The following is a 14,696-nucleotide window of genomic DNA, read 5'->3' on the forward strand; positions in this document are numbered from 1 at the left end:
AAAAAGGCATTCGATTGTGTTATCTGAAGAATAACATGCTCGAATGCCTTTTTGAATACGTCCAATTATTTAGTGCTTACCGACAAACAGCTGATCCCAATCTCTACTAATAACTTAACGCCAGCTTTTGTTTGTACATTCGAATTGCTTCAAAAGCTGAAATTGGCATTGATGTTTGTTCACCGGTCCAACAGTCATTATAATAGACCAATTTATCATCAAATCCGGTCATAATCAGCGCATGGGTATTAAAACCGTCAAATTGACCAACCCAAGTTACAATCGGATGCTTCGTATCAGCAAGGTACTCGCTCAATTCGTTAATCGGCTGACCACTTAAGTTGACCGCTTTTCCAGCGTATTTCGTAATCAGCTTAATTAACGCTGATGGATAGATACTGTCCCCATTGTCGGTAAATGGATCTCCTACAAAGCCCTTATTTGGATCAGAGTGGTCGTACGGCATTTCATGAGCAAGTGAAACTTTATCGACATTTGCGCCAGCATACCGCAGCATCATTGTCACGGCCGTAATTTCACAACCGGTCGGTAACTCTGGCCGCTGGGTAATGAGTGGAACGGAAAGTTTAGTGGTGGGCATGAAGAATCTCCTTTAGCTAACTCATTGGAAAACAACCCAAAAGTCACTCGTTAATTGAGCAACAAAACAACTCAATAGCTAGTGATTTTATTTGATCATCATGAAATTTAATTGACGAAAAGTCATTTCTAAGCTTCCCGTCTCACGTCTACATCTTCAACCAGTCCTTCAGTCTTCAGCTGTTCATCAATCCCATTCATGGCTTCAACTTCATCCTCACCTTCTACTTGAATCCGGATGTCGCTGCCATTAGGAATTCCAAGCGACATTACGCCCATGATTGACTTGAGGTCAGCGCGTTGCTGACGGTAAAAAACAGTGATTTTTGCTTGATAGTCGTTTGCGGCCATGACCAGCTGGGTCGCAGGTCTAGCCATAATTCCGGTTTCGGCATTAACTCGATATTCTTTTTCTAACATTTTAAATGTCCCTCTTTCAGATTTTATAAATGACTTTTTTATTAATTAACTTTAGTTTATAGTGTAAGCGATTTCAATTTTATAATCAATGGTTATTTTACGATAAATGGTGTCGAAAAGTGATATTTTAGTAAATTTTAACATAATCATTTAGCAAAATTCTGAACTTCTTTTGAAAGTAATTGTAATTCTATTTGATTCATTATTTTATAAATATCCATTGGCTTTTCGTAAATACTATTTTTAATGGAAGCTGTCCGTACCTATTAAAAAGCAATAATGATGCCCTTCTCTTTCAAACTTGGGGGCTCGTCTTTGTGGTTGAAAAAATTACGACTGAGCGTCATTCCGCGATTGCTTTCAATTTTCACCAGAGATATACTCAAAACAGTCTGAACTTAATCCGTATATATATAATGAAAGCTATCATAAATTATGATATTGAAAGGACGTAATCATATGCGCTTTTTACATACTGCTGATTGGCACATTGGCCGGCGATTGCATGGCTTTGACCTGACTTCCGAACAAAAGAATGCTTTTGAGCAAATCGAAAAAATTGCCATTGACGAAAAAGTCGACGGGATCATCATTGCTGGCGACCTCTACGATCGCAACATGCCCGCCGAAGATTCAGTGGCTCTTTTGAACCAAATGATTGAGAAGTTAAACTTAACGGACAAATTTCCCATCTACGCCATTTCCGGCAACCATGACAGTGCCACGCGCCTATCTATCGGTTCCAAGTGGTTCAAGCAAACCGACTTTTACCTGCATACTAAGCTGAACCAGGCCTTTACACCAATTGAGCTGCCTGACACCCAACTTTTTTTATTGCCTTACTTTGAACTTTTTGATGCTCAACAATACTTCAACGATGAAACGATCAAGCATCTGGATCAGGCATTTAAACCAATTGCCGAGAAGATGAAGACGCAATTTAATCCCCAGAAGAAACACATTTTAGTGGCCCATTTCTTCGCGGACGGCAGTACTCAGACCGCTTCTGAAACCCAGCTAACCGTTGGTGGACTGGCTGCCGTACCGGTTGCTCTCCTTCAAGATTTCGATTATGTTGCCCTCGGCCATTTGCATGGCAAAGACGCCCTTCACGCTGACAACGCCAGATATAGCGGCTCGCCGGTCAAGTTCTCATTGTCCGAAGCCAACCAGCAAAAGGGCGTCTTTATCGTGGACACCGATCCAGTAAAGCTGACCTTTAAGCCGATCAAACCGTTGTGGGATGTCCAGAAATTAACGGAAACTTTTGCGACCTTAACCGATAAGGATTTTTATCAGCAATTGAATCTAGATAACTACTACGGCATCACCCTGCAGGATACCAAGCCAATTCCAAACGTTCTCGCGCAATTACGAAACATCTATCCTCACATCATTTCGTTGGACCGGGAAAACGGGTATGAAACCACAATCGACTATCGGGGAGAAAGTGGCAAACAAATCCGCCAGAAAGACCCGATGGCACTCTTAGCCGATTTTTATCAGCAAATTGCCAAAGAGGACTTAACTGAGCAACAAAAAAAGTGGGCCACTGAAGCACTGAAGGCTGCCAATGATGGGAGTAAAAAATAGTGAAACCATTAAAATTACACATGCAAAATTTCGGTCCCTATGAAGATGAAACCATTGATTTTAACAAATTAGACCAGTCCCCTGTCTTTTTGATCGCCGGCAACACCGGTAGCGGCAAGACCACCATCTTTGATGCCATCACTTTTGCGTTATTCGGCGACGGCATTACCAAAGACCGTGACCCAGAAAGTTTACGGTCGGATTTTGCTGACTTTGATTTGCCAACGAAAGTTGAACTGACGTTTGAACATCAAGGCAAAAAATACGTGATTGCCCGCCAGCCTAAACAAACATTGAATAAGCAACGGGGATCCGGTCAGAAAGTTTACGAAGCCAAAGGGACGCTCAGCTTTTTTAAGAACGACAAAAAAATTAATGAAATTAGCCGGATTTCAGAAATCACCGGCAACATTGAACGCATTCTCCAACTGAACCGCCAACAGTTTGTCCAGATTGTCTTGCTGCCCCAGGGGGATTTTCGTAAGTTTTTAGCCGCCAGCAGCTCGGATAAGGAAACGTTATTGAGAAATATTTTCCATACTGATATTTACCGTCGTTGGAGCGATGCTTTGAATACAAAATTACGGGACATGAACGCCAACGCTAAGCAGTGGCAGCAGACCATTCAGAATAACTTGAAAAGCATTGCTTGGGTGAATGCACCCGATGATATTGCAGACCAAAGTACGGAAAACCAGATGGTGGTTTTGAAGGCTCAGCAGAAGGCTGCCAAAGCCGAATTGGCGACACTCAAGAAACGGATTGACGATGCCCAGGACCAAATCATGGCGCAATCCTCTAAAATCAATGCCGCGGATAAAATGAATGGTCAGATTGAAGAGTTGGAAAAGCAACGGCAAAAATTGGCAGAGCTTAATGCCCAGAAAGTCAACTACGACAAACTTTCCCGCCAGATCGATCAACTAACTTGGGCCAAGGATTTAAAACCAAAGTATGACAATTTTCAAGAGCTCCAGACAACCGTTCAGGATTTTCAGGCAAAGCTGGCAACCGCTACCAATGAATTAACCAGTCACCAAGTTGCGCAAAAGACTGCAGAGAAAACTCGACAGGTGCTTCAAGATAAACAGCGTGCTCAAGCGGAATTGAAAGATCGCATCCCCGTCTTAACAAAACAACGTGAGTCTTTCAAAAAGGCCGCCTATTTGGCGCAATTGGTGAGAGATTCCGAGGGCCGACTTGCTGACCTCAAGAAACAGATAACTGCCACCAACCAATCAGTAGCTGATCTTCAACAACAAACTGCCCAAATTGATACTGATTTAAAGCAACGAGACCCCCTGAAGGATCGTCGATATCTGCTTAAGCAAACCAGCGATCAATTAACCAATTACAAGCAACAACTGAAGGATTTATGGCACCAAAATACCGAAAATCAGAACCTGGAAGCTCAAGTTTCAGCCTCTAAGACAGCTTTACTTATTGCCAAAAAACAGGTAGCAACTACTCAGACCAACTATGATGAGTTGCGCAACAACTGGTTGCAGAATCAGATTATGAATTTAGTTGACCAATTAAAGGATGGCACCCCTTGCCCCGTTTGTGGGAGTCTGGATCACCCGGCACCCGCTCACGTGGTCGATGTTCGAACGGTTTCCAATGCGCAAATGAAGGCTGCCCAAAATCACTTGCAGGCAGTGAAGGATACCGCTACGCAACAGGAATCTCAATTGGCAAGCCAAACGGCCCAGTTAGCTAAGCAAACCCGACAGTTTCAAACGACATTTGCGGCATTGGTTACTGAATTCGAGGAGCGAAAAATCACCGAGAACCCGGTTAGTGATTTGCAAAGTGCCGTGCAAGTCATCAAAAATCAGATCAATCAAAATCAACGAGCTATCAGTGACGTTGACGATCAGCTTCAAGAATTGGCCGACAAAGCCAAAAAGCAGGATCAAATCAAGCAACAACTCAGTGCTTTAACGGATAAGTCCACCAGCCTTAACTCGGAACTTCAGACCAACGAAAAGGATTTGGCGAAAACTAAGGGCACCCTAGAAACGATTCAGGCAGATTTACCGGCGGAATTTAAGAATTTGGCAACTCTGGACACCTACTTAGCTGAAATCACTGATTCTGTTCAGAATTACGAAAATGCGGTTAAGGCTAACAATCAGAATTTGAACCAAATCAGTAATCAAATTTCCGAAAGTAATGCCACGATCAAAGGATTGAACCAAAACATCAAGGATAATGAGCAGAAATTGACGGCGGTTCAGAAATTGATCACTAACGCAATTCAAAAACAATTTGGCACAGCCGAGTGGTCCAAGTTCGAATCTTGCTTGGAGCATCTTTCTGATTTGGCTGATTACCAAAAACAGGCCAAAGACTATCAACAGCAAGTTCAAAGTGCCAAAGTCGCCATTGAGACCTACAAAAAGAACGTCGGTGATCACAAGCCAGTTGACCTTGAGACAGAACGGGCCCAACTCGCTCAATTAACTCAAGTTCGGGATGATTTAAACACTGAGTCAAAAGCTCAGAACAACCGCTACATTTTAAACGGTAATTCATTGAAGCAAATCAACAAAAGTTACAAGGATATCCATAACCAGCAGGAAAAGCTCACTCAGTTGGAGCAGCTGGTCTCGACGGTTACCGGAAATAATGATGCCAAATTGGGACTGGAGCGCTACGTTTTGCGGGCTCAGTTGGCAGAGATTTTGAACGTCGCCAATGAGCATTTGAAACAATTGAGTTCCGGTCGTTACCACCTCTTGTTGCACAAAGAATCCGGCACCTATCAAAAGGATACCGGACTAGAAATTGATGTTTACGATGATACCGTTGGCGAAACCCGCAGTGTCCACACCCTGTCAGGTGGCGAAAGCTTCATCGTGGCGTTAAGCTTGGCATTAGCTTTAGGAGAAGTTATCCAAAATGAAGCCGGTGGCATCAGCATTGACACCCTATTTGTCGACGAAGGCTTCGGTAGCTTGGACCAAAGTTCCCTGGCAACCGCCATGGCGGCGCTGGAAAACATCGAGAGCAGCAACCGGACGATTGGTATCATTAGCCACGTGGCCATGCTAAAGGATAGTATTCCCTGTCAGATTCAGGTGCAAGCCATTGGGCAGGGGAAGAGTGCGGTGAAGATGGTGGGAGTGTGAGAACGTCCATTCAGACTTTTTTGAAATGACTTAATCAATTAAAGAACGGGACTCGCTAGCGTAATCATAACTGAGCACGCTAATTAGTCCCGTTTTTAAAGTAAATAATGGCCTTAATTAGTTGTTAACTATTCTTCGGTTGATCTACTCACCCTCAAATTTAATATGGGCAGATTTCCGTAAATCAAAAAGAACGCGATTAACCCCAACACTAAGTTTCAGCCAGCGATCGTAGTCTTGCTTATTCTTAGCATTATCAGGATCCGAAATGACTCTAGCAAAATCGAGAGCTTCCGGCAGCATCGGATTTTGATCAGTTTGCTCACCAATTGGATTCCGATGACCGACTGCATCAATGTAGTTAACCCGTTGAATTTCACCCGCATCATCGAGCTCAATGAGGTCCTTTAAGCCATAAATTTCTGAAGTCATGTACGAATTGGAAATTTTTGAAAAGTTCAAAGTGACGTTGTAATTTGGATAGCTAAGAATAGCGGTTCCTTTGCCATCCACCCCGGTGCGAATCAGTTGGGGATAATAAGTTGCCGCGGTTGGCAAACCGAATAAGGTCACGGCATCATAAACCGTATAAACGCCTAGATCCTGCAATGCCCCGCCAGCAAATTTCAGTGAGAATACATTCGGTTCCTCGCCAGCTAAAACTTTATCATATCGTGAAGAGTATTTAGAGTAAGTAAATTCAGCACCCTGGATCAGCTTTAGATCAGCCAATTTCTCGCTGATTGACCGGAAGTTTGGCGTGTGAATATTTCTAGCAGCCTCAAAATAGCGGACGGTTGGATGTTCCTTCAACAATGCTTGGATCTGATCCATTTGATCAACATTCATAAACGCTGGCTTTTCAACAATCACATTTTTTTCATGATCAATTGCTTGTTTCGCCTGATCAAAGTGAAGACTGTTGGGTGACGCAATATAGAGAGTATCAAAGTCCCCCTCATTGAAAAAAGTTTTCAAATCATCAAACGTCTCGGTTGCCCCATTGTGATCAGCGAAACTTTTAGCCGTACCCAAATGACGAGAATAGACACTTGTTAATTGGTAGCGCTTAGACTCCTTGATAGCATCAATAAACTGCTGGGTAATCCAATTAGTACCAATAATACCTAATTTAATCATTTTCTTTATCCCTTCTCAAGTAGAATTTCAACATATTAACTTTATGACAAGTAGCTCTTCCTAGCAACTAAAAGAATCTACCCAATGATATGAAAAAAATTTTAAGTGGTTGAAAACGTTTTATTGACGGGGCTTCGACGAGGTGCAAAAATCTTTTGACGGATAAAATAGTTGAAAGCGATTCCAGATTGTGCTATCTTATTCAATTGTAAAAGGATTTAGTAAAACGTTTGTCTAAAACCTTTTAAGAGGCATTTGGTAAACATCAATTAAACAACATTGGAAGTGGTCTTTTGAACAAAGTAACAGTTTTAGGCAGTTTAAACGTTGACACAACTTTTAGAATTAAAAACTTCCCCCAAGCAGGAGAAACAGTCCAAGTTAATTCCAAAAGTAACGCTGCTGGTGGCAAGGGTGCCAATCAAGCAGTAGCTGCTGCTCGGGAAGGTGCCCAAACTTCATTTATTGGTCAGATTGGTAATGATGGCGCTGGTCAATTCATGCTAGATTCACTGAAAGCCGACAAAATTGACAGTACTTTTGTTAGCGAAAATGAAAGCGTTGGCACCGGAACTGCTAACATCATGCTCGATGATAATGGTCAAAATTGCATCTTAGTTTATGGCGGCGCCAACCAAACACTCACTGCCGAAGAGGTCCAAAAAGCAGAACCAACGATTAAAAATTCAGATTTTGTGGTTGCTCAATTTGAAACGCCTCAGGATGCCGCAATTGCTGCTTTTAAGATCGCCAAACAAAACGGTGTAACAACCGTTTTGAATCCAGCGCCAGCACCAAGCAATGGCATCAAACCAGAATTGTTGAAGTTGACCGACATCATTGTTCCTAATGAACTGGAAAGTGCTTCAATTACTGGCATTAAAATTACTGATGAAGCGTCAATGAATGCGACGGCTAAGAAATTTGCCGAGATGGGCGTTGCTAATTTAATCATCACAATCGGTGACAAAGGTGCCTTCTATTCAACTAAGAGTAAGTCAGAAATGTTACCTGCATACAAAGTTAAGGCAGTTGATACAACAGCTGCAGGCGATACCTTTATCGGCGCCTTTGTATCCCAAGTTGAACCCGACTTTTCAAACATCGTCTCCGCTGTAAAGTTTGCGCAACACGCAAGTTCACTAACGGTTCAACGACTAGGTGCTCAACCTTCAATCCCAACACTGGGTGAAGTTTTGAAAGTTGAAAAGGAATCAGCATCATAAAATTTAGTATCAAGAAAGGAATTATAAAATGAAAAAAACAACTGTTATTAACTCAGAGTTATCAACCGTTATTGCTGGCATGGGCCACATGGACTGGTTAAGTATCGGTGACGCGGGCATGCCTGTCCCAATGGGAACCAAAAAAATTGATTTGGCGTTAACCAAAGAAATCCCAAGCTTTATGGATGTCCTAAAGAATGTCTTGGCCGAGCTTAAAGTCCAAAAGATTTATTTAGCCGATGAAATTAAAACTCAGAATCCAGATCAATTAAAAGCGATCAAAGAAGTTTTACCAGATGTCGACATTGAATATATGCCACACTCAGATTTGAAAAAAGATTTAGCTAAGTGCCACGCTTTTGTGCGGACCGGTGAAATGACGCCATTTTCAAATATTATTCTTGAATCCGGCGTAACGTTCTAATCGATTTGATTTAGTTTTTGCAATTTATATTTTAGGACAGCTGCGTCAGGCAGAAACCTGCAGATAAGCACCTTGGTCAAAAATTCCAAGCCCAGGAATTTCTGACCAAGGAAACTTATCTTCCGGTTTCTAACCGCCTGACTCCGCTCACTTACTTTAGGAGGACTCAAATATGGAAGCAAGTCGTCACGTGGTCGAAGAGAAACACGGCTGGAAGCAATATGCCGATGGTTATCTCAATAAAACACCTATTTTCCAATTCCTATTAGTTTCATTAATTTTCCCATTATGGGGAGCAGCGGCATCACTGAATGATATTTTAATCACTCAGTTTAAGACTGTTTTTATGCTTAACGATGCTGCAACTGCTTTTGTTCAAAGTGCCTTTTATGGTGGTTATTTCTTAATCGCCATTCCTGCTTCAATTGTTATTAAAAAACAAAGTTACAAATTTGCTATTATGACTGGTTTAGTCTTTTATATCGTGGGTTGTGCAATGTTCTTCCCCGCTTCACGAGTCGCAACCTACACCATGTTCTTAGCTTCAATCTTTGCGATTGCCGTTGGATTGAGCTTCTTGGAAACATCTTGTGATACTTATAGTTCAATGATTGGACCGCGTAAGTATTCAAACATCCGAATGAACATTTCGGCAACTCTGGTGCCACTTGGTGATATTGCCGGAATTGTCTTAGGTAAATATTTGATCTTTGGTCACGTGGGCAATTTGTCAGAAACCATGAGTCACATGCATGGTGCTGAACGAATTGCTTATGGTGAAAAGATGCTCCAAATGACTTTGCAGCCATACAAGTACATTTTAGTTGTCTTAATTGCCATTTTAATTATTTTGGCTTTAACACCAATGCCTAGCTCAAAAGCCGTTAGCCTCGATAAAGAAAAAGCAACGCAACCAAGCTTGATTGAAACCCTTAAGTACCTTGCTAAAAACACTCGATTTAAAAAAGGAATCATGGCACAATTCTTCTATGTTGGTATGCAAACCACTGTTTGGTCATTCACCATTCGGTTGGCCCTTAACTTAAATACCAGCATTTCAGATAGTGATGCAAGTACCTTTATGATTTACAGTTACGCCGCTTGGTTCTTTGGTAAATTGTTTGCCAGCTACTTGTTAAAAGACCATTCTATTACCGGTGTTTTAGCTATCTTCTCAGCCCTTGGGACGTTGACGTTAATCGGCGCAACGACGATTCCAAACATGACTGCCGTTTGGATGGCGATTGCTGCTAGTTTCTTCTTCGGTCCAGAATGGCCAACGATTTATGCTCATACGCTTGATACGGTTGAAGATAAACGATTCACTGAAACCGCTGGTGCCATTGTGGTTATGGCGATTGTCGGTGGTGCTGTTATCCCAGCAATTCAAGGATTGGTTTCAGACTTCACAGGTTCAATGCAACTTTCATTTATCGTACCAACCCTTTGCTACGTTATCGTGACAATTTACTTCTTCTTTGAATATCGTTACGATCTTGCTCATCCAGAACAAATCGAACAAAATCAATAAAATCAGCCTGTTTCATTACAAACAATTTGGGACAATAAAAACGTTTGGTCACTATTTACAGGTGATCAAACGCTTTTGTTTTTAATTAGTACTTTAATAGATCCTTGGCAACCGCCTGGTCAACGACCAAGACATTGGCATAGCCGCCAGTGAGCGCCGCATGAATTGGTAGAAGCTTGGGTTCCCCGCCAGCAACCAGGATCGAATAAGCCTTGTGCTTTAACTCATCCAATGGTATGGCAACCGTTCGTTTATCTAGCTGAGGATCAGCAAGCTGACCATTCCGGGTAATAAAGTGGGAGATGACATCGCCAACTGCTTCTTTCTGTAACTTCTTAATCTGTTGGTTATCAAGATATCCCAGGCGAAATAACATGGCGTTCGGCCGGGTCGTCCCGACCGTAAAGATAGCGATGTTGGCGTCATAGCCTTCTTTAATAACATCTTTGATAAAATAATCGCTGGTTGCGGCTTCTTTTACCTTAGAATCACCAAAGATAACCGGCAATGGCAAAACATTTGCTTGGGTATGAAAAGCCCGATTAAATTTGTTAGTGATATCTGCGGAAAAATTACCTTCGCGGGAATTCGTGACGCTCCCTTTTAACTGGACGACTTTGACATTCTGGTGGTGATCCTCGCGTAAGTGTTCGGCCACTGCCTTCATTGTCTTGCCCCAATTAATGCCGATAATGTCGTCATCCTTTACAATCTCATGAAGATAATCGGCGGTCGCTTTGCCCAAATCAGTCAAAATCCGTTTTTCTGTATGGCTAGGTTCCAAAGTAACAATGACGCGTTTTAACTGATACTTATCTTGTAACTGTTGTTCAAGCAGCGGAATATCTTCGAAGGGATCAACCACCTCTATTCGAACAATCCCTTCTTTGCGCGCTTCTTGAAGTGCTTTAACAATCGTTGGCCGGGATAAATTAAGCTGCTTGGCAATTTCGATTTGACTTAAGCCGTTTTGATAGTACAGTCGACTAATCTTGACAAGTCGCTTGAAATGTTCATCTGTTTTTGACCTCTTTGCGATAGCCATCATCGGTAGCCGCCTTTCATCAGAAAACCTGTTATTAGCATTAAGCTTAACATAAATCACTTTATTTTACATATGTAAATATATTATATTTACATATGTATGATTTAATGATAGATTAAAGATATACAGGAAAAACTGAAAAGAGGATTTATTCATGGAAAAATTAAACCAGTACATTGATCACACGTTACTCAAACCTGAAGCAACTCAGGAAGATGTCGATCGCGTTGTCAAAGAAGCCATCGACAATGATTTCTATTCGGTGATGATTAACCCATATTGGGTTTCACATGTTCATAATTTACTAGCCGCCACCAATGTCAAAACAGCGACCGTGATTGGCTTCCCCCTGGGAGCAAACACGACCAACATCAAAGTTGCCGAAGCTAACCAAGCGATTGAAGATGGCGCCGATGAAGTCGATATGGTGATGAATATTGGCGAATTTAAGGGTGGAAATTACCAAGCTGTTCAAGAAGATATTCAATCTGTTGTGACAGCTGCTCATAAACGTAATACGCTAATTAAAGTGATTATCGAAAATGCGCTATTAACTGATGATGAGATTGCCAAGGCGTCTGATATTGTCGCAAATACTGGGGCTGACTTCGTGAAAACTTCGACTGGTTTTTCAACTAGTGGTGCCAAGGCCCATGATGTTGCCATTATGAAAAAGGCCGTTGGTGACCGCATTAAAGTTAAGGCTGCCGGTGGGATTCATTCTGCCGAAGATGCCGAAAATATGATCAAAGCTGGCGCCTCCCGATTAGGAACCAGCGCTAGTCTTAAGATTATCGGTAAAGAATAAAACTTAACCTAACAGAGAATTCAATCACGTTCAAATTCTCTGTTTCTTTTAAGGAAATATTGTAAGCGCTTCATATAAAAATAAAGGAGATCCGAACTCATGAAATCACTTAATCTAAGCCACGCAATGTTTACTGATGCCCCCTTTGAATTGTTCAAAGATGATCATTTTACAGTTGAAACCTTTACTTATCCTTCAGGGATTGAGGGCTTAAAGCTCAAGAACTCCAGAGGTGCCCTAACCGTGCTCCCCTTCCAAGGATTAATCATTTGGGACGCAATCTTTGATAATATTTCACTCAAAATGAAAGATATGTTTACCCAACCACTACCTGGCCCGGGAATTGCCGACACCTATGGTTGTTTCCAATTTACATCAGGGCTATTAGCTAACGGAACCCCAGGACCCGAAGACGATTATCAATTGCATGGTGAATTTCCAACTTCACCAATGAATGAATCGCACTTAACTTTTGGCAATGACACAATCACCATCCATAGCAGTTATGAATATATTAAGGGCTTTGGTGATCATTATCTGGCCGAGCCGAGTGTCACCCTCCATCAAGATAGTGGACTGTTTGATATTCAACTAAAGGTCACCAACCTTTCCAACTATCAGCCGATGCCGTTTCAGTACCTTTGCCATATGAACTATGCCTATGTTGCCAATGCCGAAATGAATTCAAACGTTCCCGATGAGGCTTTCCAGCTTCGCCAGACTATTCCCGCTCACGTTCACCCAACGCCAGAATGGACGGCATTCAACGAAAAATTGAAAGCCTCAGGTAAGTTGATTAACAAATTAGACGATCCCAATCATTATGATCCAGAAATCGTCTTCTTTTCATCAGACTTGTCAAAGTATGTCGATGACGCAGAGTTCCGAGTCAACATTGGCAATGGCAAAAACTTCCTGACCAAATTTTCAACAAAGCAATTTCCAATTGGTACTCGCTGGATTCTCTATAATCCAGATCAACAGGTTAATGCATTTGTGATTCCCGGGACCAGTACACCGGAAGGCTTCGCTGCTGCTAAGAAAGCTGGCACCTTGATTATGTTAAAGGCTCATGAATACCGTGAATTCAAAGTAACAACTGGATTGGAAAAGTAATCTAAGGAGGAACTTATCATGACAAAAAGTGACGTTTTAGTAATTGGTTCAAACATGATCGATTTAATTACCTACATTGATCGCATGCCCATTGAAGGCGAAACTGTCGAGGCTCCCGACTTTCAAATGGGCTTTGGCGGTAAAGGCGCTAACCAAGCCGTAGCAGCTTCCAGATTAGGTTCCAAGGTCAGCTTTGTCTCAATGGTTGGTAATGACACGTTTGGTAAACAGCAGCTCGCTAATTTTAAGGAAAATCACATTGATACCACCGGTGTTGGCATTGGCACTAAGAATAGCGGTGCTGCACCAATTTTTGTTGATCCGACCTCAGACAATCGAATCCTGATTATCAAGGGTGCCAACAACGAGTTAACCCCAGAAGTTTTGGATAAGTATGTCGACTTGATTAAAAATACTAAGATCATTGTCTTACAGCAAGAAATTCCGTTGGAAACCAATTATCATGCAATCGACTTGGCCAACCAGTTCGGCGTACCAGTGCTCTTGAACCCCGCTCCCGCAAACAAAGACTTGGACATTAATCATGTATCTAAAGTTGACTTCTTCTCACCAAACGAAACTGAGTTAGCCACCCTAACCGGTATGCCAACCAATGATATGGATGAAATTAAGAAGGCAGCCAGGCACATGATTACCTTAGGAGTTAAGAATATGATGGTAACGCTGGGGTCAAAGGGCGTCCTTTGGGTTGCCAAAGATCACAGCGAACTGATTCCGGCGGTCAAAGTCAAAGCCGTCGATACCACTGGCGCTGGCGACTCCTTTATTGGGTCATTCTCCCACTACTTTGCTCAAGGAGAAGATGTGCCAACTGCGCTTAAGCACGCTAATCAGTACGCGGCAATCACCGTTACTCGCCAGGGAACACAGAAGTCGTATCCAACTTGGGAGGAAATGAAAACGCTATCGGGGTTGGTACAATGAAAACTGGTAAAATAGTATAAATTAAAAGATCTCAAGGCAATCAATGTTGATGGCTTGAGATCTTTTATTGTGAGATCTTTTGGGTAGAGAAAATCACAAAATACAAGTACTATTTGATGACGTTCACGTTACCCATTATGTGAGCGAGTTATTGGCGGTGGAACCTTGGATTAACAATGATCAAAATACAATCAAACGATCTAACTGTTCTGTTAACTGTTGCCAATTAACATTAAGATCCAAAGTCTTGACTCGAAATCTATGACCCAAAATATGAATTTCACCATCCGGATGGCCACCGATACTGGATTTTGCGTACAAAATGATTCCTTCAACATTGGAATTGTGGCCAGTCCGACTTTCATTTAGAACATACGTAATAATTTGGTACATATTATCCGAATGAAATTTTTTGACGCCAAAATTTCTTTGTAACGAATGCTGATAATACTTTGCGTCTAAAACAACTATCCTATTTTGGCCACAAATTCGAACATCAGAATGCATGGTTGGCAGATGGGGCGTTTCCTTTTCCATCTTATCCCATTTAATATAAGCAGATTTTACTTCATAGTTGGAAAAGCGTTGCTGATAATACTTTAACAAAAACTTTTCATACAATCTGCTCATCAATTGTAAGCACTAAATAACTGGACGTCTACTTCGTAGACGTCTTTTTGAGTACCATAGAATTATTAATTAAGTATGAGGTGA

General features: G+C 41.8%; 13 protein-coding genes. 8 read left to right on the top strand and 5 right to left on the bottom strand.

What is annotated here, in order from left to right:
* Positions 1-106 precede the first annotated feature (106 nt).
* Both KTE19_RS10300 and KTE19_RS10305 read right to left on the bottom strand, forming a co-directional pair.
* Positions 107-601 (bottom strand): C39 family peptidase, encoded by a 495-nt coding sequence (locus KTE19_RS10300; RefSeq protein ID WP_217342232.1) that lies wholly within the window; start codon positions 599-601, stop codon positions 107-109.
* A 128-nt stretch (positions 602-729) separates the two neighbouring features.
* Positions 730-1,020: an HPr family phosphocarrier protein gene (locus KTE19_RS10305; protein WP_217164786.1), complete on the bottom strand. Its 291-nt coding sequence runs from the start codon at positions 1,018-1,020 to the stop codon at positions 730-732.
* Positions 1,021-1,479: 459 nt separating this feature from the next.
* On the opposite strand from KTE19_RS10305, the gene KTE19_RS10310 reads away from it, so the two are divergent.
* Both KTE19_RS10310 and KTE19_RS10315 read left to right on the top strand, forming a co-directional pair.
* Positions 1,480-2,613 (top strand): exonuclease SbcCD subunit D, encoded by a 1,134-nt coding sequence (locus KTE19_RS10310; protein ID WP_217342233.1) that lies wholly within the window; start codon positions 1,480-1,482, stop codon positions 2,611-2,613.
* Positions 2,613-5,747 carry an AAA family ATPase gene (locus KTE19_RS10315; protein ID WP_217164789.1) on the top strand — a complete coding sequence of 1,045 codons (3,135 nt, stop codon included), beginning with the start codon at positions 2,613-2,615 and terminating at the stop codon, positions 5,745-5,747. Before KTE19_RS10310 ends, KTE19_RS10315 begins: the two co-directional genes overlap by 1 nt.
* Positions 5,748-5,891: 144 nt before the next feature.
* Here KTE19_RS10315 and KTE19_RS10320 read toward each other — a convergent pair whose 3' ends face one another.
* Entirely contained in the window at positions 5,892-6,887 is a 996-nt protein-coding gene (locus tag KTE19_RS10320; protein ID WP_217342234.1) for a Gfo/Idh/MocA family protein, read from the bottom strand.
* A 293-nt stretch (positions 6,888-7,180) separates the two neighbouring features.
* Here KTE19_RS10320 and rbsK (KTE19_RS10325) point away from each other — a divergent pair, with 293 nt between their 5' ends.
* The 3 genes from rbsK (KTE19_RS10325) (at position 7,181) to fucP (ending at position 10,068) form a co-directional block, all read left to right on the top strand.
* The gene (gene rbsK, locus KTE19_RS10325; RefSeq protein ID WP_217164793.1) at positions 7,181-8,113 is read left to right on the top strand and encodes a ribokinase; all 933 of its coding nucleotides are present in this window, start codon (positions 7,181-7,183) and stop codon (positions 8,111-8,113) included.
* 28 nt (positions 8,114-8,141) lie between these two features.
* Complete coding sequence (gene rbsD, locus KTE19_RS10330; protein WP_217342235.1) at positions 8,142-8,537, top strand: D-ribose pyranase; 396 nt, start codon at positions 8,142-8,144, stop codon at positions 8,535-8,537.
* Between the two features lie 172 nt (positions 8,538-8,709).
* Positions 8,710-10,068 carry an L-fucose:H+ symporter permease gene (fucP, locus tag KTE19_RS10335; protein ID WP_217164797.1) on the top strand — a complete coding sequence of 453 codons (1,359 nt, stop codon included), beginning with the start codon at positions 8,710-8,712 and terminating at the stop codon, positions 10,066-10,068.
* A gap of 85 nt (positions 10,069-10,153) precedes the next feature.
* Here the strand turns inward: fucP and KTE19_RS10340 are convergent, their stop codons facing one another.
* On the bottom strand, positions 10,154-11,116 hold the full coding sequence (locus tag KTE19_RS10340) for a sugar-binding transcriptional regulator (protein WP_249778636.1): 963 nt from the start codon (positions 11,114-11,116) through the stop codon (positions 10,154-10,156).
* A gap of 151 nt (positions 11,117-11,267) precedes the next feature.
* On the opposite strand from KTE19_RS10340, the gene deoC reads away from it, so the two are divergent.
* The 3 genes from deoC to rbsK (KTE19_RS10355) all read left to right on the top strand — a co-directional run bounded on the left by deoC (position 11,268) and on the right by rbsK (KTE19_RS10355) (position 13,982).
* Positions 11,268-11,921, top strand: coding sequence for a deoxyribose-phosphate aldolase (gene deoC / locus KTE19_RS10345; RefSeq protein ID WP_217164799.1), 654 nt, complete (start codon positions 11,268-11,270; stop codon positions 11,919-11,921).
* A 99-nt stretch (positions 11,922-12,020) separates the two neighbouring features.
* Complete coding sequence (locus KTE19_RS10350; RefSeq protein WP_217342236.1) at positions 12,021-13,037, top strand: aldose 1-epimerase family protein; 1,017 nt, start codon at positions 12,021-12,023, stop codon at positions 13,035-13,037.
* Between the two features lie 18 nt (positions 13,038-13,055).
* Positions 13,056-13,982 (top strand): ribokinase, encoded by a 927-nt coding sequence (gene rbsK / locus KTE19_RS10355; RefSeq protein ID WP_217164803.1) that lies wholly within the window; start codon positions 13,056-13,058, stop codon positions 13,980-13,982.
* A gap of 180 nt (positions 13,983-14,162) precedes the next feature.
* Here rbsK (KTE19_RS10355) and KTE19_RS10360 read toward each other — a convergent pair whose 3' ends face one another.
* Positions 14,163-14,612, bottom strand: a complete 450-nt coding sequence (locus tag KTE19_RS10360) for an McrC family protein (protein WP_217342237.1) — start codon at positions 14,610-14,612, stop codon at positions 14,163-14,165.
* Positions 14,613-14,696 lie beyond the last annotated feature (84 nt).

It is taken from the genome of Lentilactobacillus dabitei (assembly GCF_019061365.1).
Classification (GTDB): domain Bacteria; phylum Bacillota; class Bacilli; order Lactobacillales; family Lactobacillaceae; genus Lentilactobacillus; species Lentilactobacillus dabitei.

Bases quoted from the DNA above. Each gene is read 5' to 3' on its own strand.
- KTE19_RS10320 (WP_217342234.1), bottom strand. From the start codon at position 6,887: ATGATTAAATTAGGTATTATTGGTACTAATTGGATTACCCAGCAGTTT.
- KTE19_RS10340 (WP_249778636.1), bottom strand. From the start codon at position 11,116: ATGATGGCTATCGCAAAGAGGTCAAAAACAGATGAACATTTCAAGCGA.
- rbsD (WP_217342235.1), top strand. From the start codon at position 8,142: ATGAAAAAAACAACTGTTATTAACTCAGAGTTATCAACCGTTATTGCT.
- rbsK (WP_217164803.1), top strand. From the start codon at position 13,056: ATGACAAAAAGTGACGTTTTAGTAATTGGTTCAAACATGATCGATTTA.
- fucP (WP_217164797.1), top strand. From the start codon at position 8,710: ATGGAAGCAAGTCGTCACGTGGTCGAAGAGAAACACGGCTGGAAGCAA.
- KTE19_RS10305 (WP_217164786.1), bottom strand. From the start codon at position 1,020: ATGTTAGAAAAAGAATATCGAGTTAATGCCGAAACCGGAATTATGGCT.
- KTE19_RS10300 (WP_217342232.1), bottom strand. From the start codon at position 601: ATGCCCACCACTAAACTTTCCGTTCCACTCATTACCCAGCGGCCAGAG.
- KTE19_RS10360 (WP_217342237.1), bottom strand. From the start codon at position 14,612: ATGAGCAGATTGTATGAAAAGTTTTTGTTAAAGTATTATCAGCAACGC.
- KTE19_RS10310 (WP_217342233.1), top strand. From the start codon at position 1,480: ATGCGCTTTTTACATACTGCTGATTGGCACATTGGCCGGCGATTGCAT.
- KTE19_RS10350 (WP_217342236.1), top strand. From the start codon at position 12,021: ATGAAATCACTTAATCTAAGCCACGCAATGTTTACTGATGCCCCCTTT.
- deoC (WP_217164799.1), top strand. From the start codon at position 11,268: ATGGAAAAATTAAACCAGTACATTGATCACACGTTACTCAAACCTGAA.